Annotated in this window: 14 protein-coding genes and 2 pseudogenes; 14 read left to right on the top strand and 2 right to left on the bottom strand. The window is 58.9% G+C overall.

Features of this window, described 5'->3' with window-relative positions; translation table 11 throughout:
* Nucleotides 1-5: 5 nt before the first annotated feature.
* The 14 genes and pseudogenes from BLU78_RS08240 to BLU78_RS08170 form a co-directional block, all read left to right on the top strand.
* A pseudogene (locus BLU78_RS08240) lies at nt 6-3,038 on the top strand (SusC/RagA family TonB-linked outer membrane protein); the annotation flags it as partial.
* Nucleotides 3,039-3,049: 11 nt separating this feature from the next.
* On the top strand, nt 3,050-4,912 hold the full coding sequence (locus tag BLU78_RS08235) for a RagB/SusD family nutrient uptake outer membrane protein (protein WP_010260410.1): 1,863 nt from the start codon (nt 3,050-3,052) through the stop codon (nt 4,910-4,912).
* Nucleotides 4,913-4,929: 17 nt separating this feature from the next.
* Nucleotides 4,930-7,797 carry a SusC/RagA family TonB-linked outer membrane protein gene (locus BLU78_RS08230; protein WP_143029374.1) on the top strand — a complete coding sequence of 956 codons (2,868 nt, stop codon included), beginning with the start codon at nt 4,930-4,932 and terminating at the stop codon, nt 7,795-7,797.
* Nucleotides 7,798-7,809: 12 nt separating this feature from the next.
* Nucleotides 7,810-9,564: a RagB/SusD family nutrient uptake outer membrane protein gene (locus BLU78_RS08225; RefSeq protein WP_010260405.1), complete on the top strand. Its 1,755-nt coding sequence runs from the start codon at nt 7,810-7,812 to the stop codon at nt 9,562-9,564.
* A gap of 23 nt (nt 9,565-9,587) precedes the next feature.
* The gene (locus BLU78_RS08220; protein WP_010260401.1) at nt 9,588-10,634 is read left to right on the top strand and encodes a DUF1735 domain-containing protein; all 1,047 of its coding nucleotides are present in this window, start codon (nt 9,588-9,590) and stop codon (nt 10,632-10,634) included.
* Between the two features lie 24 nt (nt 10,635-10,658).
* Nucleotides 10,659-11,603: an endonuclease/exonuclease/phosphatase family protein gene (locus tag BLU78_RS08215; protein ID WP_010260398.1), complete on the top strand. Its 945-nt coding sequence runs from the start codon at nt 10,659-10,661 to the stop codon at nt 11,601-11,603.
* 26 nt (nt 11,604-11,629) lie between these two features.
* A complete protein-coding gene (locus BLU78_RS08210) occupies nt 11,630-12,544 on the top strand; it encodes an endonuclease/exonuclease/phosphatase family protein (protein WP_244886504.1) in 915 nt (304 codons plus the stop codon).
* Between the two features lie 7 nt (nt 12,545-12,551).
* On the top strand, nt 12,552-14,375 hold the full coding sequence (locus BLU78_RS08205) for a heparinase II/III domain-containing protein (protein WP_010260391.1): 1,824 nt from the start codon (nt 12,552-12,554) through the stop codon (nt 14,373-14,375).
* Between the two features lie 13 nt (nt 14,376-14,388).
* Nucleotides 14,389-15,258, top strand: coding sequence for an endonuclease/exonuclease/phosphatase family protein (locus tag BLU78_RS08200; protein ID WP_010260386.1), 870 nt, complete (start codon nt 14,389-14,391; stop codon nt 15,256-15,258).
* A gap of 196 nt (nt 15,259-15,454) precedes the next feature.
* The gene (locus BLU78_RS08195) at nt 15,455-16,996 is read left to right on the top strand and encodes an arylsulfatase (protein ID WP_052306682.1); all 1,542 of its coding nucleotides are present in this window, start codon (nt 15,455-15,457) and stop codon (nt 16,994-16,996) included.
* Nucleotides 16,983-18,038: an acyltransferase family protein gene (locus BLU78_RS08190; RefSeq protein WP_010260382.1), complete on the top strand. Its 1,056-nt coding sequence runs from the start codon at nt 16,983-16,985 to the stop codon at nt 18,036-18,038. Before BLU78_RS08195 ends, BLU78_RS08190 begins: the two co-directional genes overlap by 14 nt.
* 4 nt (nt 18,039-18,042) lie before the next feature.
* The gene (locus BLU78_RS08185; RefSeq protein WP_026020631.1) at nt 18,043-19,266 is read left to right on the top strand and encodes a DUF2264 domain-containing protein; all 1,224 of its coding nucleotides are present in this window, start codon (nt 18,043-18,045) and stop codon (nt 19,264-19,266) included.
* A 720-nt stretch (nt 19,267-19,986) separates the two neighbouring features.
* A complete protein-coding gene (locus BLU78_RS08180) occupies nt 19,987-20,169 on the top strand; it encodes a hypothetical protein (RefSeq protein WP_074712054.1) in 183 nt (60 codons plus the stop codon).
* Between the two features lie 217 nt (nt 20,170-20,386).
* Nucleotides 20,387-20,974 carry a DUF6047 family protein gene (locus tag BLU78_RS08170; RefSeq protein WP_010260375.1) on the top strand — a complete coding sequence of 196 codons (588 nt, stop codon included), beginning with the start codon at nt 20,387-20,389 and terminating at the stop codon, nt 20,972-20,974.
* 431 nt (nt 20,975-21,405) lie between these two features.
* Here the strand turns inward: BLU78_RS08170 and BLU78_RS14385 are convergent.
* Both BLU78_RS14385 and BLU78_RS08155 read right to left on the bottom strand, forming a co-directional pair.
* A pseudogene (locus tag BLU78_RS14385) lies at nt 21,406-21,558 on the bottom strand (Arm DNA-binding domain-containing protein); the annotation flags it as partial.
* Between the two features lie 279 nt (nt 21,559-21,837).
* Nucleotides 21,838-24,804, bottom strand: coding sequence for a glycosyl hydrolase 115 family protein (locus tag BLU78_RS08155; protein WP_231290738.1), 2,967 nt, complete (start codon nt 24,802-24,804; stop codon nt 21,838-21,840).
* Between the last annotated feature and the right edge of the window lie 33 nt (nt 24,805-24,837).

The following is a 24,837-nucleotide window of genomic DNA, read 5'->3' as shown; positions in this document are numbered from 1 at the left end:
CCGTTTTCGTGAAGAACCGTCCCGATCTGGGAGGCGTTCTCTCCGACACCAAGGGACATTTCCAACTCTCGGTCCCTGACAATTCCATTCTTATCATTTCTTTTCTGGGCTACAACACGGAGGAGATTACCGTAAGCAGCCATTCCGGGCCTCTGAGTGTAACACTCACCGATTCCGCGACGAAGATCGACGACGTCGTGGTTGTGGGCTACGGCGTTCAGCGCAAGGAGAGCGTGGTGGGCGCCATCTCGCAGGTCGATAACAAGTCGCTGGTCAATTCGGGTACGACGAATATCACCAACGCTCTGACGGGTAAACTTTCGGGCGTGACGAGCATCCAGTCGAGCGGCCAGCCGGGCGAGAACAATGCCACGCTGCTGATCCGCGGCGTTTCGAGCTGGAACGGTTCGGCGCCTTTGGTCCTCGTGGACGGCGTGGAGCGTGATTTCGCCGATCTGGACCCGAACGAGGTCGAGACGATCTCGGTGCTGAAGGACGCTTCGGCGACGGCCGTCTTCGGTGCCAAGGGCGCCAACGGCGTGATCATCGTGACGACCAAGGTGGGCGAGACGGGCCGTCCGAAGATGAATCTTTCGGTGGAGTACGGACTCGACATTCCGACCGACATTCCTGAGCACATCAGTTCGTACACGACCGGGCTGATGTACAATTCGGCTATGATGAACATGGGTCAGTTCGGCAATCTCTACTCGCAGCGCGAGCTGGAGGAGTACCGCAGCCCCTCGTCGCGGATTAATTCGCTGCGCTATCCCGACACGAACTGGTTCGACCTGCTGATGAAGAAATGCGCCTCGACGGTCAACGCCAACTTCAATGTTTCGGGCGGATCGAAACGGGTCAAGTATTTCCTTTCGCTGGGATACACCCACGAGGGTTCGATCATCAAGAAGCAAAGCGACTATAAAAACACCACGTTCCAATACGACCGGATCAACTACCGTTCGAACCTCGATTTCAAGCTGACGAAATCCACGTCGCTGTCGGTCAAGGTGGGCGGGACGCTCGGTGTCAAGCAGATGCCCGACGGCAATGCGGCTGGCGGAAGCGTCTCGTCGCTGATCAATATGTTCTATTCGGCTTCACCGATGCAGTATCCGGCCTATTTCCCGGCCTGGGCGCTGGAGGAGATTCCCGACACGGACTATCCCGACGCCTCGGGAAAGCGGCTGGTCAACTCCAACGACTACGGAACCTATTTCAAGAATCCCTACACGGAGCTGAATTATCCCAACTTCACGCAGACGACGCGCAACAAGCTCTTTACGGACGTTATTTTGAAACAGGACCTCGGATTCATCACCGAAGGACTGTCCGTCCAGGCCAAGGCATCGCTCAGCTCTTATTTTTCGCGTGTGTCGCAGAAGACCGAGGACGAGAAGATTCCGACCTACCGCATCGACTGGGATTACTACGATTCGGGCATCGAGAATCCGTGGATCGACACGAGTGCGTCGCTCGAGGTTTCGACGATCAAGCCCTACAAGGTCATGCAGGGCGGACTGCAGAACACCTACTACACGACTTTCTACTGGGAGGGTTCGGTCAATTACAGCCGCCGGTTCGGCCGCCACAACGTTTCGGCGCTCGTGCTGTTCAACCAGCGCGAGAACTTGCAGCAGACCGACTGGGCCTACCGCACGCAGGGACTCGTCGGGCGCGTCACCTACGATTTCGGCCACAAGTATCTGCTGGAGGCCAACATCGGTTACACCGGTTCCGAGCAGTTCTCGCCCAAGAACCGCTATGGATTTTTCCCGTCGGTGGCCGTGGGCTATGTCCTTTCTCAAGAGCGTTTCTGGAAAGAGGCCCTGCCGTGGTGGAACAAATTCAAGCTGCGCTACTCCGACGGCCTTGTCGGCAGCGACCAGGCGTCGGGACAGCGCTGGCTCTATTACGGCATCTATGAGAACCAGACCACGAGCCAGAACAAATTGCCCCTGATTCTCGAATCCGCGGCGGCGAACGAGACCGCCAAGTGGGAGACGGCGCGCAAACGCGACCTGGGCATCGAGATGGGATGGCTCGACATGATTACGCTGGGGGTCGACCTCTTCGACGAACGGCGCAAAGACATGCTCGTATCGACCTCCATGCAGACCCCGCTGCTGGTCGGGGGAACGTTCAAGCCCGTCAACAAGGGAGAACTCAAGAAGCACGGTCTGGAGATCGAGCTTGGATTCCGGCGCACGACCCGTTACGGGCTGACCTATAACGTCAACGGCATGGTGAGCCTCAACGAGAACCGGATCGTCTACTATGCCGACCAGCCGTATCTGCCCGACTATCAGAAGATGGCCGGCAAGCCGTGGGGATCGCAGACCAGCGGCACCGAGCTGGTTGACGGCGGGTACTACACTTCGGTAGACGACATCCACAACTATCCCTCCTACAACAGTTCGTGGAACGGGAACGTCTTTCCCGGAAGTTACAAGTTCCTCGACTATAATGCCGACGGAAAGATCGACAGCAACGATCTGCACCCGATCGACGGCACGAAGTATTCGCCCGTGATCTATTCGTTCGGCGGCGGCCTGAACTACAAGGGATTCGCGTTTAACGTGTTGTTCTACGGCAATTCGGGCAAGTACGTCGATTTCCAGCGCGGTTTCGAGTATGAGTTCAACGGCGGGGACATCCGGGTGCACAAGGCACAGATGGATTACTGGCGCCCGGACAACCGCGGGGCGGCGCACGCGGCACTGACCACCTCGAAAGCCGCCTACCAGTGGGGCAAGGAGGGCATCAGCGCCAACGGCGACGCCGACATCGCCCTCGAAGGACATACGTGGCGCAAGGCCGATTTCCTGACCGTCAAGGAGGTATATGCCGCCTATACGTTCGGCGGGAAGAAGCTCAAAAACAGTGTCGGCATCGACCGCCTGTCGGTATACATGACGGCCAACAATCTGTGGACCTTCACCGGACTGATCGAAGGCAATCCGATGGCCACACGCTTTTCGTCGGGATTTTACCCCATCATGACGACCATAAAACTGGGTGTCAAAGTAGGATTCTAATACCGGAAAACATGAAAAAATTGATCATATCCCTTTTCGTAGTGCTCGGCCTGTGCGGCAGCTCGTGCAGCTACCTCGACATGTCGCCCGATCTGGGAATTCAGGAAGAGGACATCTTCACCTCCTATAATAATACGTGGCAGTATTTCCAGACGGTCTACTACCGCGAGTTCAGCGGCCACGCCGCCGGAAGCACGGTGCGTTACCGGAATATCTTCATGGCGGCGCCGATGATTATGGACATGAATGAAAACCGCTATTCGTTCTATGTCTTCACCGATGCGGCGGATACGGGCCGCAAAGGCGGTCTGAGCGTTAAGAAGGGGTCGTTCAACACGACTTTCCAGCAGTTCTTCTGCAACGACGCGCCCAAAGGCCGTCCGCTGTTCCAGGTGATGTTCGAGATCATCCGCATCTGCAACAAGACTATCGCCAACGTCGACCGCATGGCCGACGCCACGCCGGAGCAGCACGACGACCTGCTCGGACAGGCTCATTTCATACGCGGATTCGCCTATTTCACGCTCTGCTGCTATTTCGGTGGCATGCCCTACATGACCGAGACGCTCGGGGCGGACGACGAGTGGGACCTCCCGCGGCTTTCGGCCTATGAGACTTTCGTCCGGTGCGCCGAGGATTTCGGCACGGCTTACGAATACATGAAGGCTGCGGGCACGCTGCGCCGCGACGGTCTGCCGGGAACCGAAGGAAACCTCACCAGCGAAGGAGCCCGCTATCCCAACGGCGTGACGGCCAAGGCGATGCAGGGCCGCGCGTTGCTCTTCGCCGCCAGCAAACTCAACAACCGCTACGGCGAGAGCGACTGGCGTGCCGCCGCCGAGGTCTGCGCCGAAGCCATCACGCTGGCCGGAGAGTGGGGCTATTCGATGGTGCCGATCAAGAACTGGTCGAATAACTTCACCGTAGGTCCCCGCACCAACGAGCAGCTCTGGGCGATGGCCCATCTGGGCAAGAGCAACGGCAAGAACGGCCGCACCTCCTGCCTGCTGGCCCAGCCGCAGAACAACCACAGCAAGGGAGCCGGAACCTGTCCCACGCAGAATTACGTCGACAAGTTCGAGACCAAATGGGGCGATCCGCTCGAAACCGAGGACGACCGCCGGGCCGCCGTCGCCGCCGGGCATTACGACGACCAGAATCCCTATGCGAACCGCGATCCCCGGTTCGATCTGACGGTCGTGCACGACGGCATGAAGGTGGAGGGCAGCGCCGGTTCCGACGTAATCAACATCTACCGCAAGCAGGACGGCACCTATCCGACCTCGAAGGTTTCGAAGAACAACCGTTCGTTCGGCTGGCCGCGCTATACCTCGACGACGGCCGGACATTCCAACACGGGTTATTACCTGCGCAAGTACTGGGACGGGAAATACAACACCTCCTATCTGCAGATCGACCCGATCATCCGCGTGGCCGAGCTCTACCTGAACTATGCCGAGGCGGTCAACGAGTACGCCGGACCGCAGGGCACGGCCGGAGGGCTCGCCCTGACGGCGCTCGATGCGGTGAACAAGGTGCGCGAACGGGCCGGAATGCCGAACGTGCAGGAGCGTTTCACCGCCGACCGGGATACGTTCCGCCCGCGCATCTACAACGAACGCAACGTCGAACTGGCCTACGAGGGACATCACTATTTCCGCGATTCGCGCCGTTGGAGGACCTGCGAGCAATCCATGACGCAGAAGTTGTACGGCATGGACATCGAACTGGTCGGCGGTAAGAAAAAGTACACCCGTTTCGAACTGGAGGACGCCCGTCAGCCGACCTGGAAGCCCTGTATGTACTACTTCCCGCTGCCTGCCGACGAAGCGTCCAAGATGAAGAATTTCGTGAACAACGACTACTGGGACTAACCTAAACAGAACTTACTATGAAAAAATACAGAATCAGGATGCTGACCGCTGTTCTGGCAGGCTGTATGGCGGCCGCGGTTCCCGGGAGCACGGCTGCGCAGACCTCCGGCGCCGCAACGGACAGCATCGTCTACCTTCCCATGAACCGCCGAGTTGCGGTCGATGAACGCACGGGCAGCACCCGTTCGATCGGGCGCGGCGCAGTCGGGAAATACCCCAGCGCCGACATCCGCAACCAGCTGACGGGACTCATTCCCGGACTGGAGGTGGTGGAAAAGAGCGGCACAACGGGCATTTCCGTCGCCTCGGACCAGGCGTCCGTGCTGCTCAACGCCCGCGGCAAGGCCATTCAGTATATCGTCGACGACGTTCCGGTCTACATCACCCAGTTGCAGCTCGATCCCGAACAAATCGAATCCGTGACGCTGCTGACCGACATCGCCGACAAGGCCCAGTTCGGACCGACGGCCGCCGACGGTGTGCTCTACATCCGCACCCGGCGGGGCCGGATCGGCGGCACGGACGTGAGGCTGAGCTTCGAACGCGGCGTGAGCGTCGTCGACCGCTTTCCCGAGTGGGTCGGGGGCGTCGACTATGCCAAGATGAACAACTATGCGCGTTATTCGGAGGGCCTCGCTCCGCTCTACGGCACGCTGGCGCTCGACGGCTACCGCAAAGGGAATCCCGACGACATGCAGTATCCCAACGTGGATTTCCGTTCGCTGATGCTCAAGGACACCAAGCCCTATACCCGGGCGGGCGTGCTGATCGACGGCGGGACGAAGGCCGTGCGCTACAACGCCCATATCGGATATACGGGCGAGGGCGACATCTACCGGATCGGCCCCACGTCCGACTTCAACCGGCTGAACGTGCATACGCGCGTCGATGCCACGATCACGCGGCGTCTGAGGGCCGACGTGAGCTTCTTCGGAGGCATGACCTTCCGCCGTTCGCCCATGTACGGACGCGGCACGACGAACACCGACGAACTGACGGCCGTGTTAAGCGACTTGCAGACGATCCCCTCCATTGCATTCCCGCTGCACGTCGAACCCCCGACGGCGGGGAGCGGCGACGATGAGGCGATCGGACGCGGGCGGACGATTTACGGCGTGAGCAGCCGCTATCCGAACAACCCCGTCGCGGCGCTTTCGGAGAACGGCTCCTACACGACCAAAGGCCGTACGGGAATGGTCAACGCCACGCTCGACTACGACTGCTCGTCGTTCGCCAAGGGACTCCGGTCGACGACGTTCGTCAATCTCAACGTCTATTCGATGACGCGCATCGGCAAGAATCCCGATTACGTCGCCTACGTCTACGATCCGTCGGACCATACGCTCGGCGCTATGTCGCCGACCCACCGCGGCGAGGAGGTTTCCGACAAGTCGCTCAAGGACAAGTATACCTATCAGAGCCTCAATCTCTACGAACGGTTGAGTTACGACTTCGCCCGCAACGGACACAAGCTGGGAGTCACGGCAACCTATTACATTTCGTCGGTGGCGCGCACCGGACAGTCGAGCTATGACCGTCAGCAGAATATGATCGGGACGGTCTCCTATTCCTACGGCGGCCGCTATTTGGTCGAAGGCGTTATCAACTACGCCGGGTCGTCGCGGCTGCGCGCCGGGAAGCGCTACGGAACATTCCCCTCGGCCGGTGTGGCTTGGGTCCTGTCGAAGGAGTCTTTCCTGGCCGATGCCGGCTGGCTCGACCTGCTGAAGCTGCGCGCCCAAGGCGGCGTGCTGGGATACGAGAACTTCGGCGCGCAGTACCTCTACGAAGACGACTATCAGGTGGGCAGCAACATGACGTTCGGACCTTCGACGTCGCAGGGCGGATGGTTGGGCAAAAGCTCCACCGTGACCTATCCCCGCACCAACCTGACGCGGTTGGGAAATCCCGATCTGGGTTGGGAAAAGCGTAAGGAGGCGAGCGCCGGAGTGGATCTGCGAGCGCTGGGCGACCGGCTGGACTTCTCTGCGACGTGGTTCTATTCGAAATCCGACGGCATCATCACGCAGATGAGTTCGATTCTGCCCCTCTACATGGGACAGCGCAACATCTCGACCTATCAGAATCACAACGCTTCGCGGCGTCACGGCATCGAGGCGTCCGTTTCGTGGGGCGACCGTGCGGGCGACTTCGGTTATCGGATCGGCGCCAACTTCACCTGGTCGAAGTCCAAATGCCTGCGTTACAACGAGGTCTTCACCTACGACTATCAGGCCGTGGCCGGAACGGCGCTCGATGCCTATCGCGGCTACGTCTATCTGGGCAAATTCACCTCCGAGGAGGAGATCGCTGAGTCGCCCGTGCAGGTTTTCGATGAGAAAACGAGCGTGGGCGACCTGAAATATGCCGATCTGAACGGCGACGGGCGCGTCGATTCCAACGATCAGCGCGTCATCGGCCACACCGACCCGCGGTTCGTCTATGGGCTCAATCTGCACTTCGACTACAAGTGGTTCGACCTGACGGTCGTGGGCACGGGACGTGCGGGTTATCAGATTCCTTTCACCAATGCCTATTTCTGGAACGGTTGGGGTGACGACAACTACTCGAAATTCGTCAAGGAGCATTTCAACGGCGATTATCCCCGAATCACCTACAACAAGGTCAACAACAATTTCCAGAAGTCGGCCTACTGGCTGCGCGACGGCGGGTTCTTCAAGATTCAGAATGTCGAACTGGGATTCGATGCGCCGCTGCGTGCGGGAAACAAGTGCGGAATCAAGAAACTGCGTCTGTTCGTGCGGGCCGCGAATCTGCTGACGATCTCCCGGATCAAGGACGTCGATCCGGAATCGGTCGATTCGGGTGTTTCTGCGTACCCTCTGTTCCGTACCTTCACCGGGGGTATCAACCTTACCTTTTAACCGATGACAATCATGAAGAATCTTTTATCAACGCTTGCAGCCGCCGCGGCGCTCCTTCTCGCGGGATGTTCCGACCTCCTCGACCCGATGCCCAACGGCGGATATAACGAGGATAATCTGAAGAATTATCCGTCGATGATCCGGGGCTTCATTATCAAGGCTTACTCGCTGCTGCCCAACTCCTACAACGGAACCGAATACGCCTACCTGGAGTGCGCCACGGACAACGCCGTCGCACGCGACCAGTCGCACGCCATGCGCCGTTTGGCAACCGGCTCGCTGTCGCCGGGCGACGATCCCTTCGCCTCGTGGTGGAGCCGCGACTACGAGGGCATCTACTACGTCAACCGCTTCCTTGAGAACGATCTGGGGCTGAATACCCGTTTTTATGTCAATCCCGAGACCGACGAGGCGGCGCGCAAACTCTATCAGGGCGAGGCCTATGCCCTGAGGGCCTGGTTTCAGTACGACCTGCTTCGGAAGTTCGGCGGCCGCAGCGCCGACGGCGAGCTGCTCGGATTTCCGATCGTTACCTCGCCCTACGTAGGCGGCGATCTGGTGCGCGACAGCTACGACCGCTGTGTCGCGCAGATTCTCTCCGACTGCGACAAGGCGCTGGAATATCTGCCGCAGGCCCACCGCGACGTCTTCTTCGAGGATCAGACCGTGAGCGGCTCGATGAACTGGCACCGTTTCGACGGCATCTCGATGGTCGCCCTCAAGGCCATGACCTGCCTGATGTGGGCCAGTCCGGCGTTCAATCCCCAAAACGACCTGTCGCGCTGGGAGAAGGCTGCGGAATATGCTGCTGAGGTAATGAAATACAAGCTCGAAGTGGACGGCGCGCAACTCGGAGCGTTCGATCCCAAGGCGCGTTTCTCCTGGAGCGATCCCGACAGCCCGGAGATCATCTGCTCCTCGTCGCCCTCGTCCAACGCCAATATGGAGACGCTGTTCTATCCCAACGGCTTCAACGGCACGGGCGCCGTCGGCGTTACACAGGAGTTGGTCGATGCGTTCCCGATGGCCAACGGCTATCCGATCGGCGACCCGGCGGGCGGCTATGACGAGAACGATCCCTATGCGGGGCGCGATCCGCGATTCTACGCTACGGTCTTCTACCACAATTCGCAGATCGTCAAGTCTAACGGAAAGGTCCAGTATACATTCGACATGTCGGCCGGAGGCCGGGACGCGGCCAACGGCCCGAACAATTCGCCGACGAATTACTACGCCCGCAAGTTCCTCTATTCGGAGTGGAACAAATCGGACCTCACCGTACAGACCGCGCCGCGTTCGGTTGCATTCATGCGCTGGACGCATATGTGCCTGGCGTTCGCCGAAGCGGCCAACCGGGTTGCGGGACCGCTCGACGCCACGCGTTTCGGCTATTCGGCCCGTCAGGCCGTCGGTTACCTGCGCAGCCGCACGACCGGCGATGGGGAACCGGGACTGGGCGCCGCCGCCGATCCCTACCTCGACGCCTGTGCGGCTCAGGGAAAGGAGGCATTCGAGACGCTCGTGCGCAACGAGCGCCGGATCGAACTCTGCTTCGAAGGCGAACGCTTCTTCGATCTGCGCCGCTGGGCCGAGGATGTTTCGGCGCTCAACGGAACGGTGAGCAAGGCGGTCGTCGGCGATAGCCGATACGGCCGCGAGCCGGTCGAAAGCCGCGTGTTCGCCTCGCGCTGGCTTCCCATTCCGGCCACGGAGATGCGCCGCTCGCCGAATCTGGTTCAGAACGAGGGCTGGACGGCATGGAATTAATGATCACAGGAAATTTGAATGTTATGAAAAAGATAAAGTTCATCGTCGCTGCGGCTGCGCTCGCATGCACGGGTTGCTACGACGATTATGTAAAGGATTTCGAACACACGGGCATCTATATGCCGTATCAGTACGATCTGCGGACCTTCGTCGTCGGCGAGGGGATGCGTTTCGATGTCGGGGTCGTGCTGGGCGGCACGTCCGCCAACGGGCGCGACCGCAGCGTGCGTTATGCTGTCGAACCTGCTCTCGTAACCGGAAATCTCGCTTCGCTGCTCGGCTCGGACGACGAGGAGCTGGAACCGTTCACGGCTTTCGGGGTGATGAGCGGTGCTTCGGCCTCCGGTTCGGTGAGCCAGAGCTACGTCACCGACGCCGTGAAGGCGAGCGGAATCTCCGACCTGACGCCGCTGCCTGCGGAGTATTTCTCACTGAGCGATCCCGAACGGATGGTCGTGCGTTCCGGACGCCATACGGCGACGGTCACCGTGAAGGCTGACGAGCGGTTTCTCGCCGACCCGCACGCCTCGCCGCTGCCCTATTATGCCCTTGCGTTCCGCATCGCGGAGGCCGATGCCGACGTCGTGCCCCTGGAGAAGAGTTTCGCCGTGATCGCCGTGCGTTACGAGAACATGCTGTTCGGCAACTACTGGCATGGCGGCGTAACGACGGTGAAGAACGACGCGACGGGTGAGGTCGTCGAAAAGAACGAGTATCCGTTGGAGATTCCTCACGACGACAGCCGCGTCTACACGCTGACCACCGTGGCGCCGGATGCGCTGACCACTTCGCGGTTGGGCGACTGGGAAGGTTCGCTGCGGCTGACGCTCCGCGACGACGGCGGGCTCGACGTTGCCTCGGCCGACGGACGGTATGTGATCGAACCTTTCGGCGACGGATGTTATTTCAACCGTGCGAAGCGGTTGCAGGACCGCCGGCTGTTTCTGAACTACAAGTTCGCCAACGGCGACGGCACGACGACCTACATCGAGGACGTTCTGGTTTTCCGCAACCGCGTGCGCGACGGCGTGAACGAATGGCAGGACGAGAATCCGGAAAACTACAAGTAATATCAAACATAGAAAATCGCTGTTATGAAAAGACTGATATGGATATTGATTTTCCTGCTCCCTGCCGTTTCCGGATGGACGGGGTGCTCCGACGCTGGGGAGCCGGAATTCCCCGATTTGGAAGGTCTGGACCCCGGACAGGACCGTCTGCCCGAACAGGAGTTCCGGGTGATGACTTTCAACGTCAGGGTCAACTCGACGGACAACGACGGTTCGTTCAAGGACTGGAACGTGCGGAAAAAAGCCGTAGCCGCCGTGTTTAAGGACAAGCGTCCGACGCTGTGCGGAGTGCAGGAAGCCTATCTGCGCGGACAGTGGGATTATCTGAAGGAGACGCTGGCCGACGAGGGGTACGAGTGCGTTGGCAAGCCGATCACCGACTGGAGCGAACCTCCCGTGAAGAACGGCCAGGTCGTCGGCATCTTCTACCGCCCGTCGGAGGTGTCGCTCGTCCGCTGGGGCGTGTTCTCGCTCTCCGAGACGCCCGACGAACCGCTCGAAACGCCTGCGCTGGGAGCCAGCTATGTCCGGGGCGCCACGTGGGCCGAATTCGAACTCAACGAGAACAAACGACACGTCTTCATGCTCAACACCCACCTGGATACCAAGAGCGATGCGGTACGCAAGAAAGAATTGGAGATCATCCTCGCACGGATCGCCTTTTACAACAAGGAGAATCTCCCGACGTTTATGACCGCGGACTTCAACGCGAACGCGCAAAACTCGATTTTCTACGACACGTCCGTGCGCGATTCCTACCTCCTGGCCCGTGAGCAGGCACCCGTCGGCGATCTCAATACAGCGACGAACAACCACTACGGAACGACGAGCGCTTCGTATATCGACCACATCTGGTTCTCGAATTTCTCGCTCAAGATCGACGCCTATTACGTGGTGACGCAGCAGTATTTCGACGATGTTCCCTACGTCTCGGACCACTGGCCGAGCTATGCGGTGTTCCGTTACTGATTTTCGGCGGTATGGTACTCAAGATTTTGATTTTTCCGCTTCTGGCCCTTTTTCTGTCTTCCGGCTGCTCGTCCGACGACGGGCGGCCGGCGGACGACGGGCCGCAGGGCGGTTCCGGCGGCGGCAGTCCGCAGCCGGAGTATGCGGACGTGAGCGTCGTGTCGTTCAATATCCGCGTGGACAACAGCGCGCAGGACGGAGCGAACCGGTGGAGCGAACGCCGTGCGGCGGCCGTCAACATGCTGCAACGTGAAAAACCGATCGTGATGGGGCTTCAGGAGGCGCAGGCGCATCAGATCACCTGGCTGGCGCGCAGCTGCACCGACTATGCGTGGTATGGTCTGGGGCGCGATACGGGAACGCCGCCGCCCGAGACCGATGCTTACGCGCGTGAAGAGACGATGGCGATATTCTGGCGCGAATCCGAAGCCGAACTGCTCGACAAGGGGACGTTCTGGCTGTCGGAGACTCCCGGCGAGGTGTCGAAACTGCCTTCGGCGGACTATCGCCGCACCTGCACCTGGGGGCTGTTCCGGCTCCGCGCGACGGGGACGAGGTTTTACTTTTTCAACACGCATCTGGCTACTGAAACTATTCCGCGCGGCGAACAGATCGGCATCCTGATCGCCAACATGAAACGCATCAACGACAAACGCCAGCCGGCGTTCCTTACGGGCGATTTCAATGCCGAAACCGACGAGGCCGCGTTTGCGCCGCTGCTGGCCTATCTGTCCGACGCTCGGGCCGCAGCGACGCTCTCTGACAATCGTGCGACATGGAACGATTACGGGCAGGCCACAGGGTCGAAGAAATACGACCACGTGTTCTTTCTTTCGGGACGTTGCGTCGCGCGCCAGTTCCGGGTACTGACGGATGATTACGGAGCACCTTATATTTCCGACCATTATCCTGTAAAAGCACTCTTCGGATTACAAAAATAAGTTGATCATGAAAAGTAAGATTGTATTGTCGGTCCTGTTACTTTGGACGGCGGTTGCTGTCCGGGGGCAGCATTTCGATTACGACGCCATCGCGCCGCATCCGCGGCTGTTGTTGCCGTCGGTGGACGAAGCGGCGGTCAAAGCCGCCGCGGAGCAAGTGCCGGCTCTGGCCTGGATTCAGTCCCGGTTGTTCGCATTTTGCGACGCGACGCTTTCCGAACCTCCCGTCGAACGGATCAAGACGGGGCGCAGGCTGCTGGATGTGTCGAGACTGGCGCTCAAGCGCATTTACTACCTCGCCTATGCTTACCGCATGAGCGGCGATGAACGCTACTATGCGGGGGCCGTGCGGGAGATGGAGGCGGTGTGCACTTTCGAGGACTGGAATCCCATCCATTTTCTCGACGTGGGCGAGATGGTGCTTGGGCTGGCGATCGGCTACGACTGGCTCTACGACCGGCTTCCGGGCGAAATGCGTGCCCGCATATGCCGGGCCATCGTGGAGAAGGGATTCGCTCCGACGGCCATTCCTAAATACGGCGACAAGTGTTACAAGCGGACGAACAACTGGAACCAGGTCTGCAATGCCGGACTGGTGTACGGGGCGCTGGCGATCTACGAAGAGTTTCCCGAGCAGTGCCGGGAGATCGTCGAGAAATGTATGGAGAGCAATCCCCGGGCCATGACCGTTTACGCACCCGACGGAGGGTATCCCGAGGGGTACAACTACTGGGGCTACGGCACCGGCTTCGAGGTCATGCTGATTGCGGCGCTCGAAAGCGCGTTGGGGCATGACGGAGGGCTTTCAGCGAGTGAAGGGTTTCTGGCATCGGCCCGGTTCATGCAGTTCATGACCGGTCCGTGCGGCTATTCGTTCAACTTCTCCGATGCGCCGCCGCGGGCCTTCGTGCAAGTCATGTTTCCCTGGTTCGCCCGGCGGACCGGAGACTGTTCGCTGTTGTGGAACTACCTGCCCGGCGGCGAAGGCCCCCAAACGGACTTCACGGACCACCGCTTACTGCCTACGCTGCTGCTCTACGCTGCCGGGGTAGACTGGTCGTCCGTGCGTGAACCGGCACGACACACATGGTTCAACCGCGGCAAGACCCCGGTTTACATTTACCGGTCGGGCTGGAACTCTCCGGACGATCTCTATTTGGGCGTCAAGGGCGGTTCGGCTGCGACTTCGCACGCGCATATGGATGCCGGTTCGTTCGTGTTCGACGCGCTGGGCGAACGCTGGGCGATGGATCTGGGCATGCAGAACTATTATTCGCTCGAAAGCCGGGGCATCGACCTGTGGAGCAAGAAGCCGGAGAGCAAACGCTGGGAGGTGTTCCGGATCGGAAATTCGTCGCACAACACGCTGACTATCAACGGCTGTCATCATCAGATACGCGGGTTTGCACCGATAGTCGACACGATCGGGTCACACGGGAGCCACGGAGCCGTGATCGACCTGACCGAAGTTCTTGGTGAAGGGCTCCGCTGCGCACAGCGGACCGTTACGGTCGAGCGCGATCGTTATCTGTTTGTCTGCGACCGTATTGAAACGGGCGATATGCCGGTCCGCGTCGAATGGACGATGTGCACGCCGGCCCAGGCCGTCGTGACGGGCCGCAACCGGATCGAACTGACGCAGAACGGTAAGCGAATGACGCTCGTGGCCGACGCCCCGGGCTGCCGGGTCCGGATGCGCGTTCTGTCCAACGATCCACCCAATGATTGGGACGCTCCGAATCCGGGCACCGTGCATGTGGGCTTCGAAACGGAGATTCCCGCCGGGCAGCGCCGGGAGCTGCGGGTCCGGCTGATTCCCCGTAATCTTTAAAACGAATGTATCTATGAATTGGAAATTGGTATTGGCAGGTTTCTGCCTGAGTCTTGCGGCGTGCGAAGGCGGTAACCGGGAAACTGAAATCGGTGTAGTTTCATTCAATGTCCGGCTCGACAGCGAACTGGACGGCAACGATCGTTGGGAGAACCGCAGACAGGCTGCCGCCGAGATGATTCGCCGTGAACAGCCGACGTTAGTGGGGTTGCAGGAAGCGCAGCCCCACCAGCTCAGATTTTTGGCGGCAAACTGTCCGGGTTATGCATGGTACGGCGTCGGCCGCGATTCGGGAAAGGTCCCCTCCGAAACGGGGGAGTATCCCGCCGAGGAGACGATGGCGGTGTTTTGGCGCGAGTCCGAAGTAGAACTGTTGGATCGGGGTACTTTCTGGCTATCGGAGGTTCCTGATTCGGTTTCGAAAGGCTGGGACGCCTATTGCAACCGTACCTGTACGTGGGGATTGTTCCGTTGCAGGGCTTCGGGACAGCGGTTTTATTTTTTCAATACGCACCTCGACCACATCGGCAAAACGGCGCGTGCTGAGTCTCTGAAACTGATTGCCGCACGTATCGGCGGGATAAATACCAAGGAAACACCCGTTATTCTTACGGCGGATTTCAATTCCCGCACGACGGATGCCTGCTTCGCTCCGCTGCACGCCTGCATGGCGGATGCACGTGCCGAAGCTCCGTTGACAGACGATAAACCCTCATGGAACGGCTATGGCCGCAAATCGGCTCCGAACTGGCTCGACCATATCTTTTTTGCCGGGAAGGGTTGCCGTGCCATCGAATTTCGAACGTTGACAGGCGATTATGGTGCCCCCTATATTTCGGACCATTACCCGGTCGCCGCCTGGTTTCGATGTTCGAACGATTGATATAAATTCGGGATGAAGCCCGAAAAAAATTTGCATTATAGTATAAAAAGATTGCATTATAATTTCTTTTTAAATGTTTTGGCTTTCGTCTGTTTGTTTTTACGGCCTTTTCGTGCTTTATTTGCAATGGTTGATCGAAGATAATACTATGGAAGTAAAAACTGATCTGCGGATCGAAATAAACTGACCATGCGATATGAAGACCTGTAATGCGTTGTTGTCTTTTATGCTGCCGCCGTTCTGTCTGTGCGGATGTGCAGATGATGCGCCTCCGCGCCCGAACATCGTCTTTATCCTGATGGACGATGCCGGCTACGGCGATTTCGGCTGTTACGGACAGCAGAAGATCGAGACTCCGAACATTGATTCGTTGAGTGCGCGCGGCATCCGTTTCACACAGATGTACACCTCGGCGCCGCTCTCCTCCCCGGCCCGTTGCGGGCTGTTGACGGGGCGTCACAGCGGCCACGCCGAAATCCGCGCCAACGACGAGATGGAGTGGCGCGGCGACGTCTGGAACCACGAAGCCATGCTGCGCGATTCGACGCTCGAGGGCCAGGCTCCGATGAAGGCCGGAACCCCGACGCTGGGCACGGTGTTGCGCGATGCCGGCTATGCCACGGCCATGATCGGCAAGTGGGGCGTCGGGGGACCTGCGACCGAAAGCACACCCGGCAAGATGGGTTTCGACACCTATTTCGGATGTATCTGCCAGCGGCAGGCGCACACCTATTACCCGCCGTTCCTCTGGCAGAACGACCGGCGGTTTTATCTCGGCAACCGGCTCGTGGCTCCGGGAACCCCGCTCGACGAGGGCGCCGATCCACTCGATCCGCACAGTTACGACAAGTACACGCAGACGGAGTACAGCCCCGATCTGATGTACGACCGGGTGTTGTCGTTCGTGCGCGAGAACCGGGATCGTCCGTTCTTCCTGATGTGGACCACGCCGCTTCCGCACAGCCCGATGCAGGCTCCCGACGCCGACGTGCGTTATTATGTCGATAAATTCGGCGATGAGAGTCCGATCGAGGGCCGGGGATACTATCCCTCCCGTTGGCCCCATGCGACTTATGCGGCGATGATCACCTATTTCGACCGTCAGATCGGGGGCCTGGTGGCGGAGCTCGACCGGCTGGGTATCCGCGACAATACGCTTATCGTCATTACCAGCGACAACGGTCCGGCGTCGAACTCCTGTTCGTCGAGCGAGTGGTTCGACAGCGCACGGCCTTTTCGCTGCGGCAAGGGGTGGGGTAAGTCGTCGCTCCGCGAAGGGGGCATCCGCATCCCCTTCATCGTGGTCTGGGGCGATAGGCTGCGTCCGCGCGTCAGCGACCGGATCGGTTATTTCCCCGACGTGATGCCTACGCTCTGCGATCTGGCCGGCGTCCGCACGCCTCGGACCGACGGCATTTCGTTCCGGCCGCTCCTCGACGGCCGCGGGGACACGCAGCGGCAGCACGAATACCTCTATTGGGAGTTTCCCGGAAGCAACGGATGGGTGGCGGTGCGCTGGGGTGACTGGAAAGGGCTGCTCCGCCGGGTCCATGCGGGTCCCCGGCAGATGGAACTGTTCAACCTGGCCGACGATCCGCGCGAGATGCACGACATAGCCGCCGAGCATCCTGAGATCGTGGAGCGCATGTGGTCGTATGTCTTCTCGTCGCACGAGGAGCCGGAGAATCCCAAATTCCGCATGCGGATCGAAAAAGCGAAGAACGATGAGAACGAATGATGCGATGAACGGCGGCGCTCCGTTGCAGCCGCATCCGGCCGCCCTGCGCGATCCGGCAGTCGATTTGCTCCGGTTCATAGGGATCTCGATGATTTTTCTGGCCCATATCGGGCCTCCCGCGGCTCTGTTCCAGCTGCGTTCGTTCGACGTGCCGCTGATGATATTCGTTTCGGGACTCTCTTACTCCGGACGGCAGGTCGTCGGCTATGCCTCGTTCGTCCGCAAACGGCTCGGGCGGCTGCTGATCCCGCTTTACCTCTTTCTGACCGTTTATTTTCTGGTCATGTGGCTGCTCTCCGAATGCGGGGCCGTGGAGTGGTTCGCCGCGCGCAAAGTCGTGGGCACGTATCTGCTGCGGTTGAAGCCGAGCATCAATTATGTCTGGATTTTCCGCGTCTTTCTGATTGTCATGCTGCTGACTCCGCCGCTGCTGCGTTTGGTGCGGGCCGTGCGTGACGACCGGGGATTCATCGCTCTGCTGGCGGCCTTGTTCGGTTTGCAGGCTTTGCTGACGGGGTGGCTCAAACCGCTGCATCTCGGATTTCTGGTCGATGACTGGCTGCTCTACGCCGTGGGGTATTCCATTCCGTTCCTGGCGGGCGTCCGCATGCGGTATGCCGACCGGCGCCGGAGCCTGTGGTTTTGCGGGATCTTCCTGACGGCGATGGTTTGTGCGGCGGCGGTCATGGCGGATTCGACGGGAACGTGGCTGCGGATGCAGCCCTACAAATATCCCCCGCGGGCCTATTTCCTGCTGTGGGGAACGACCGTGAGCCTGCTGCTGTGGGGCCTGCGGAAATACTGGAGCCCTCTGCTCGCGTGCCGTCCGGCGCTGTTCATCGGACGGAACACCATCTGGCTCTATCTGTGGCACATTCCCTTCGCCCGGCTGATCAAGACTTCGATGACCGATGTCTGGTGGGGATTCCGGTTCCTGCTCATTTATGCGATAGCCCTGACGCTTTGCCTGATCCAGTCCCGCATCGTCGGGATGTGCGAAAAACGTTATGGCTCGAAATTCCTGAAATACCTGAAAGACTGATTCCATGAAACGATTTCGATTTCTGATGCTGATCTGCATCCTCTTCGCGGCCGGATGTTCATCCTCCCGGGAAACTTCCGGAGCCGCCGACCGGGCCTCGTGGCTCTCTTCGATGATCCGTATCGCCGATCCCGTCCTGCGCCATGCGGCGGCGGGAACCTTGAAGGAGGCGATGCCCTACGAGTCGCCGGACTCGCTCGGAAAACGCCGGGATTTCGCCTGTCTGGAGGCGCTCGGGCGCACGCTTTGCGGTATCGCACCGTGGCTCGAACTGGACGGGGAGTCCGATCCCCGGCAGGCGGAATACCGTCTTCTGGCCCGTCGTGCGCTCTCCCGGGCCGTCGATCCCTCGGACGCCGGTTACCTGACTTTCGACCGCGGGCGCCAGCCTTTGGTCGATGCGGCCTACCTGGCCGAGGGCGTGCTCCGTGCGAAGAGGCAGTTGTGGACCGAACTCGATGCTGCGGCGCGGGCGAATCTGACCGACGCCCTGAAGCGGACGCGCACGATCCGTCCCGGGGAGACCAACTGGCTGCTCTTCGCGTCGATGGTCGAAGCCGCGCTTCTCGAACTCACCGGGTCGTGCGACACGGCGCGCATGCGCTACGGTACGGACCGTTTTCTGAACGACTTTTACAAGGGGGACGGGATGTACGGCGACGGAAAGTTCTTCCACATGGACTATTACAACAGCTACGTTATCCATCCGATGCTGTTGGACGTGCTGACGGTCATGGAGCGGCACGGGCTGGCCGACAGCTGTACGCTGGCGACCGAACGCCGCCGCCATACCCGTTATGCGGCCATTCTGGAACGCATGGTGGCTCCCGACGGGAGTTATCCGGTGCTGGGGCGTTCGATCACGGCCTGCCGTTTCGGCGTGTTCCATGCGCTCGGGCAGTCGGCCCTGCTGCACTCGCTTCCGGACGAGGTTCCTCCTCCCCAGGTGCGGTGCGCCATGACCGCCGTTCTGCGGCGGCAGCTCGAATGCCCGGACAATTTCGACAGCGAGGGATGGCTGCGCGTGGGCTTCGTCGGCGGACGGCAGGGCGGTATGGCCGAACGCTACGTCAACACGGGGAGCCTGTACCATTGCCTGACGTTTTTCCTGCCGCTGGGACTTCCGGCTTCCGACCCGTTTTGGTGCGGGGCTCCCGTTCCGTGGACCAACCTCAAGGCGTGGAGCGGCGAGCCCTTGCCGGGCGACCATGCCTTGAAGGATGCGTGAGATTAGCTGGTATGCTATATCATTACTTATGTTCATTGCTATAACACTCCGGACTATTCGTGAATAATCAAAAATGAGATAATTATATCATTTGAGTGATTTTTCTTTTATTATTGATAGCCCGCATAATAGATGCGGGCTTTTTTGTGCAGAAATGAATTCAGCCATTCCTTGCAATTGCGAACCTGGTTATAAAGCTACTTTTTCAATGGCATGATTATAAATCAGTCTGTAATTTTTTCAATTATGAAAACGCTTATCGACACCCGTATATATGCGTTGTTATCCCATAATGAATCGAATCTATTGGAACTAACCCAGGCTTATGTTCAATCAGTATGCAGATAATGTTTTAAGGACGACCTTTTATTTAATAACGATCAATGATGTCTACGTAAAGAAAACCAAGCTGCTCGACCGCTGTACGGCAGTGACTCCCTTTTTGGATAAATTGAAGAAAGCTTACGAGCAGGTCGTTGAAGGACACTTGCGATAGAGAGTGCGGAGGACTGCCAGGAATGAGGAAATCAGAAAGTTTTTCTCCGTTTGCAAAATTTCAACAGGTTATTTTTCAGTTAATTATATTTTCATACTTTACAAAAAACTGTTTGATTTTTCCCGAGAGGCATCCGGAAAAGTGTACTTTTCAGTGATTTTGTATTATACATTTGCAGCAGAAAGCGACGCATAGTGCATCGTTGCATTCAAAATCCAAATAACATGAAAAACATCCTTTTAGCCGTTGCAGTTTTCGCTGCCGCATTCGTTTCCTGCAACAAGGAGACCCAAGTTGGACCTTCACCCAGTTCTTTCACCGACGAGGCACGTATCGCACTTACTCTTACCGATGATGCCGCCGATACCCGCTCCTTCTTCGATTCGGCAGCCTCGGCCGAGGCATGAGAGTCTTCGTTGTCGTCACTGTCGATTTTCGTCTTCGATAATGCCGACAACTTCATTATCCGCCGGGATTTAACATCCAGCGAGCTGGCCGCGAAATCGGCGACATTCTCCCTACCCAAATCTCTTGCCAGCACCCCCTGTTCATTCTACGCCGTAGCGAACTACGACGCCTCTTCGGCCAAGATCCGGGCTGGCGGACAGGTGTATCGACAAATTCGTGAAAAGCGATCTGAAAAGCGAGTATCCGGGACTGGAGAAATCCCGGTACAGCTTTACCGGGGAGAAGCGGATTCCAAGGTTGGTACTTTCGGAAGGCGTATGTTCGGCAGCATATTCCATATCGCCGCGCTATGAAGACTTCGAGCGGTTCGTTGCCGGGAACCGGACACAGGTATCGTCAGGCAATCACGATCTCGCAACGCTGTTGTATATTGCGGAAAACGGGTATGCCGCATCTGTGGCCGACGACGGGTTGCATCGTTTCAGACATCGGGAGTTTTTCTCCGAGGTGGCGGCGAAACTCCGGGATGGCGACCGGGCGCGTATGGGAAGCCGGCAATCGACGCACGACTTCGGGTACGGTGCCTTGCAGCAGCAGGCCCGTGAAATCGCAGCGGGTATTCTTCGCACGGAATACAACATTCAGAACGGGAGATTCCTGACGGAACACAAGGAGTCATCGCCGGACGCGAAACTGCATGTTTCCCTGCCCGGAACGGGCACCGCAACCGAAAGACGGAAAACAGAACGGAGACTGCGGCATTCCCGTCCCGCCGGCGGCAAACGTGCCGCAATAAAAATGTAACGGATATGCGGGAAGACCGAATCAGAAGTATTTACCTGACGCTCGACTGAACGCTGCATGCCGTACGTTTCGCTGTCGGAACGAACGATGAAGAGGGTTTCAGTCATCACATCTCCGAAGAGTTGAAAAAGACGACACCCGGACGGGCGCTCGAAAATCTGTTCTATCTGCAATACGATCTGCCTCCGGAAGCGATTCTTGGTAATGCCGCATTTTTGGGCAATACGTTTCATCGTTGTGCACATACTTTTCGATCTTTCACGGGAAAGACCCGCGTATCGTCGATTTTACCCGGATACCGTCTATCCAGCCTTGCTCAACGGCTACATATAAAACACATTTCAATGTCTGAGTACGATCGAAAGCCATTGTCTTGCCGCAATGTCCTTCCGAGAGCATCCATGCGTAATATCCCGTTGCGATTTCAGATAATTGGTTTTCTCATCCCATAGCGCCGGGTCGATATTCAACTTGCAACTGAAACCGGCTTGCGTGCCATTGACCATGATGCGCCCCATGACCGGAACTTTCCCGTCTTGGGAGACTTTATCCTTTTTCAGATAAAACTTTTCATAACTCAACAATTTTTTAGATGTTACAAAGGTATCGGTTGTTGAGTCCTATGGATTTATGCATATCTGCGCAAGAAATTGTAATTCAGTAGTATATGTACTATTATAAAGCAATTCGACGGGGTTGCGATTTGGTAACGAAACTCCCGTCGAATTCTGCTTTTTCAGGCTCTTCTGCCTAAAATTCGTGCAAAAGACAGATTTTATACATATTGATTATCTGTGCTTTACACCTTTTGCCTTCACTTTTTTTTAAAACACTCATCCGAATTTTCCGGATCGTTCCTTTTTTCAATGCACCTTTTCGGCACGGGTGGGCGGCGGCCCCTGGTAGGAGCGCTGCATGCCGCCGAAATCCAGCACGATCTTCTGAAGCACCGTGCCGGCGTCGCCGCAGAGGATTTTCAGCGTGTGCCTGCCGGGTTTGCCGATGTGGAGCGTCGTTTTGTTCACCCGGCAATTCCGCAGTACGCTCTCGTACCAGATCTGCGCATATTCGATCGACGAGGTCGAGGGGTTCATCACCGGGCCTTCGTCGATGCAGACTCCGTATTGAGTTTCGAGGTTTGTTGCCTCGTGTCCGGCGTATCCCCGGTCGGCGCTGATTACGAAGGTCGGCAGAACGTAGGTGTAAACATCGACCGAACCCTGCTCGAACGTATAGAAATCGTATTCCACGCAGGGCACCTCGCGCCGCCGGGTGTTCTGTTTCGGCAGGGTCGGGTCGCCCAGCTGGAGCGCCGTGTTCTCGACGCCGAGGTTCGGGACGGGACGGATGCGAATCACGTCGTTCTCGCGCTTGCGGTGGAAATCCGCCGCCGGGATCGAAATGTATCCGTTGTGCTGGACGTACAATCCCTGCAACTCCTCGCGGGTGGGGGAGGCCGGGTTGAACACCGAGACCAGTACGCGGCGGCTCTCTCCGTTCGCGGCGGCAATCGTCAGGCAGCCCGACACCTCGTCCCCGACGGGAACTTTCGTCCAGTCCACCGACACTTCGATACGCTCTTCGGTGCGGGTCGTGCCTGCCGTGCGGTTCGGCACGATCCAGTCGTCGCTGGCGGAAACGCTCCATTGCAGGGGCTCGCGGCCCTTGTTGTAAACATCCACGAAGTAGGAACGGCGCAGGAACGTGTTGAACGTCGGAAGCATGTGGAAGCTCCGCAGCCCTTTCATCACATCCTCGCCTTCGGCCTGTATTTCCAGCCGGGCCTGCGCTGCGAGTTGTGCGCTCCGCAGTTCCGGGAGCTGGAAATAGGATGCGGCGAATCCCTGCTTCATTGTCATTACATGGTTCCACTTGCCGCCGAGCAGGGCGTTGTAGCCCGCCGTGATGATCTGCAGGCTGTCGTGGCACATGCGGCTTTCGGCGGCCAGCGCATCGGTCGCGGCACGCTGCTGCGTGGCATACCGGCGGTTCTGCTGTCCGCGGAGCACCATGCGGTTGAGCAGTTCGCACGCCTTCACCGGATAGTAGAACACCTGGTAGAAGCACGCTTTGTTCGCTTCGGGCATTCGGTCCATCAGCGCGTCGACCTGCCCGGCGATCCGTGCGTAGTCTTCGAGCCGCCGGTCGGCCTCGCGGTAATTGGTGAAGGAGAAGTCGGTGTCCGTATTCCGCTCCTTGCCGTGCTTGTCCGTGGCCCATTGGTAGCCCCAGCCCATGAATTCGGGCTTGCGGACGAATGCGAGGTGGTAGAACGTGTCGGAAATCTCCCGGAACCGGTCGAAATACTCCCGGCCCAGCAGGCCGCTCATCCACTCGGCGCGGTAATCCGCGGCCCGCCGGAAATCGAACGAGTCGATGTCCCAGGCCATCGCCAGGAAGAAATCGACCGCGAATTCACACGACTTGATGTCGCCGGCGTTCAGCAACCATACGCGGTCGGCCGTCGAGTCGTAGGCTTTGCGCAGCTCTTCGTACATCAGCGTCGGCGAGGTGGTGTTCATCCATAGGTAGTCGTGCGGACGGCCCAGGTAGGACGAATGATAGTAGACGCCCGAACGCCCGGAACGTTTCTGCTCCGCGGGACTGCTCAGGCGTTTCATGTAGCCGTAATTGTCGTCGGGCCAGATGATCGTCACATCGTCGGGGAGCTGCAATCCCCGGTTGTAGACGTCGAGCACCTCCTTGTAGGGGGTGAACACCTGCGGAATCTCCTCCGCGGGTCTGCCCAGCACGTCTGCCAGAATATGCCGCTGCGCGAGCAGGGCTTCCTGCATGGTGGCCTTCCGTGCGTCGAGGTCCTCGCTGCCGGCCATCGCCCGGTCGTGCAGACCCCGCAGGGCCAGCGTGTAGACGTTCTCATAGGGCGCCGAGGTCTCGACGCGCTCCTTCAGCACCCGGTCCACTCCGGCCCGGTTGTTCACGTAGTCCCATTCGCCCATGGTCTTCGAATCCCATTCGCTGGCGGTGTTCAGCCCCAGCGGTTCGCAGTGCGACGAGCCTACGGCGATGGCGTAACGGTCGGCGATCTCTTTGTTTTCGGGTATTTTGTAGAAAGCCGTCGTTGCGTCGTGCATCGCCGGGGCCAGGTAGTTCGCCTGCAGGCGGAGCAGCAGTTCGCACACCTTCTCGTAGGTCTTCGGGCCGATGTTGCCCAGCTCCTTTTCGAAGTTCTCCTTCGCCCAGCGGTAGAGGCCCCAGTCCTCGTCGTTGATGAAGATGCCGCGGTATTTCACCGAGGGGCTTTCCGACGTGAAATCCGTGACGCGCAGCGTCAGCCGGTCGCGGTGTTTCACGGGGGCGTCCGCCCACCAGTACCACGGGCTCACGCCGATGGCGCGCGACACCGAGAGCAAACCGTAGGCCGCGCCGCGGCGGTCGCTGCCCGCAATGACCAGCGCTTTGCGCACGCCGTGTCCCGGACGGTCGACCAGCCGGATTGCATAACGTTCCCAGCCGCCTTCGATGGCCGAAACGTCGATCCTGCCGGCCGCGATCAGTTCGTCGATCCAGCAGCTCTGACCGATCGTTCCGACGATCACGGCGCAGCGCGTCTTTGCGGGAAGCTCCTGCCCGGCGACGACCGGAATTTCGCGGCCCGTTACGCGGGCGACATCCGCGGCGAACAGCCCGGCGGCGGTTTCCACAACCGCGGCGTCCCCGGCGTCGTAGCAGACGGCCGCGCCGGAATCCGCGGCGGCCAGCTCGAAGTCCGTGCGTGCGGCGGCCTGCCCGGTCAGCGTCACCTGCGCCTGCAGGGCCGCGGCCTGCATCCACAGCAGGGCTAAGGTTAAGAGGGTTTTTCGTATCATCGTAGTCTGAGTTTTAAAAGTGTGAAAAGGCCC

Source organism: Alistipes timonensis JC136, assembly GCF_900107675.1.
GTDB classification, from domain to species: domain Bacteria; phylum Bacteroidota; class Bacteroidia; order Bacteroidales; family Rikenellaceae; genus Alistipes; species Alistipes timonensis.
The sequence above is the reverse complement of the archived record's forward strand: the minus strand, read 5'-3'. Positions and strand labels throughout refer to the sequence as shown.

What these genes read in the sequence shown, in the direction of transcription:
- BLU78_RS08235 (WP_010260410.1), top strand. Translation starts at nt 3,050, where the DNA reads ATGAAAAAATTGATCATATCCCTTTTCGTAGTGCTCGGCCTGTGCGGC.
- BLU78_RS08230 (WP_143029374.1), top strand. Translation starts at nt 4,930, where the DNA reads ATGAAAAAATACAGAATCAGGATGCTGACCGCTGTTCTGGCAGGCTGT.
- BLU78_RS08225 (WP_010260405.1), top strand. Translation starts at nt 7,810, where the DNA reads ATGAAGAATCTTTTATCAACGCTTGCAGCCGCCGCGGCGCTCCTTCTC.
- BLU78_RS08220 (WP_010260401.1), top strand. Translation starts at nt 9,588, where the DNA reads ATGAAAAAGATAAAGTTCATCGTCGCTGCGGCTGCGCTCGCATGCACG.
- BLU78_RS08215 (WP_010260398.1), top strand. Translation starts at nt 10,659, where the DNA reads ATGAAAAGACTGATATGGATATTGATTTTCCTGCTCCCTGCCGTTTCC.
- BLU78_RS08205 (WP_010260391.1), top strand. Translation starts at nt 12,552, where the DNA reads ATGAAAAGTAAGATTGTATTGTCGGTCCTGTTACTTTGGACGGCGGTT.
- BLU78_RS08200 (WP_010260386.1), top strand. Translation starts at nt 14,389, where the DNA reads ATGAATTGGAAATTGGTATTGGCAGGTTTCTGCCTGAGTCTTGCGGCG.
- BLU78_RS08195 (WP_052306682.1), top strand. Translation starts at nt 15,455, where the DNA reads ATGAAGACCTGTAATGCGTTGTTGTCTTTTATGCTGCCGCCGTTCTGT.
- BLU78_RS08190 (WP_010260382.1), top strand. Translation starts at nt 16,983, where the DNA reads ATGAGAACGAATGATGCGATGAACGGCGGCGCTCCGTTGCAGCCGCAT.
- BLU78_RS08185 (WP_026020631.1), top strand. Translation starts at nt 18,043, where the DNA reads ATGAAACGATTTCGATTTCTGATGCTGATCTGCATCCTCTTCGCGGCC.
- BLU78_RS08180 (WP_074712054.1), top strand. Translation starts at nt 19,987, where the DNA reads ATGAAAAACATCCTTTTAGCCGTTGCAGTTTTCGCTGCCGCATTCGTT.
- BLU78_RS08155 (WP_231290738.1), bottom strand. Translation starts at nt 24,804, where the DNA reads ATGATACGAAAAACCCTCTTAACCTTAGCCCTGCTGTGGATGCAGGCC.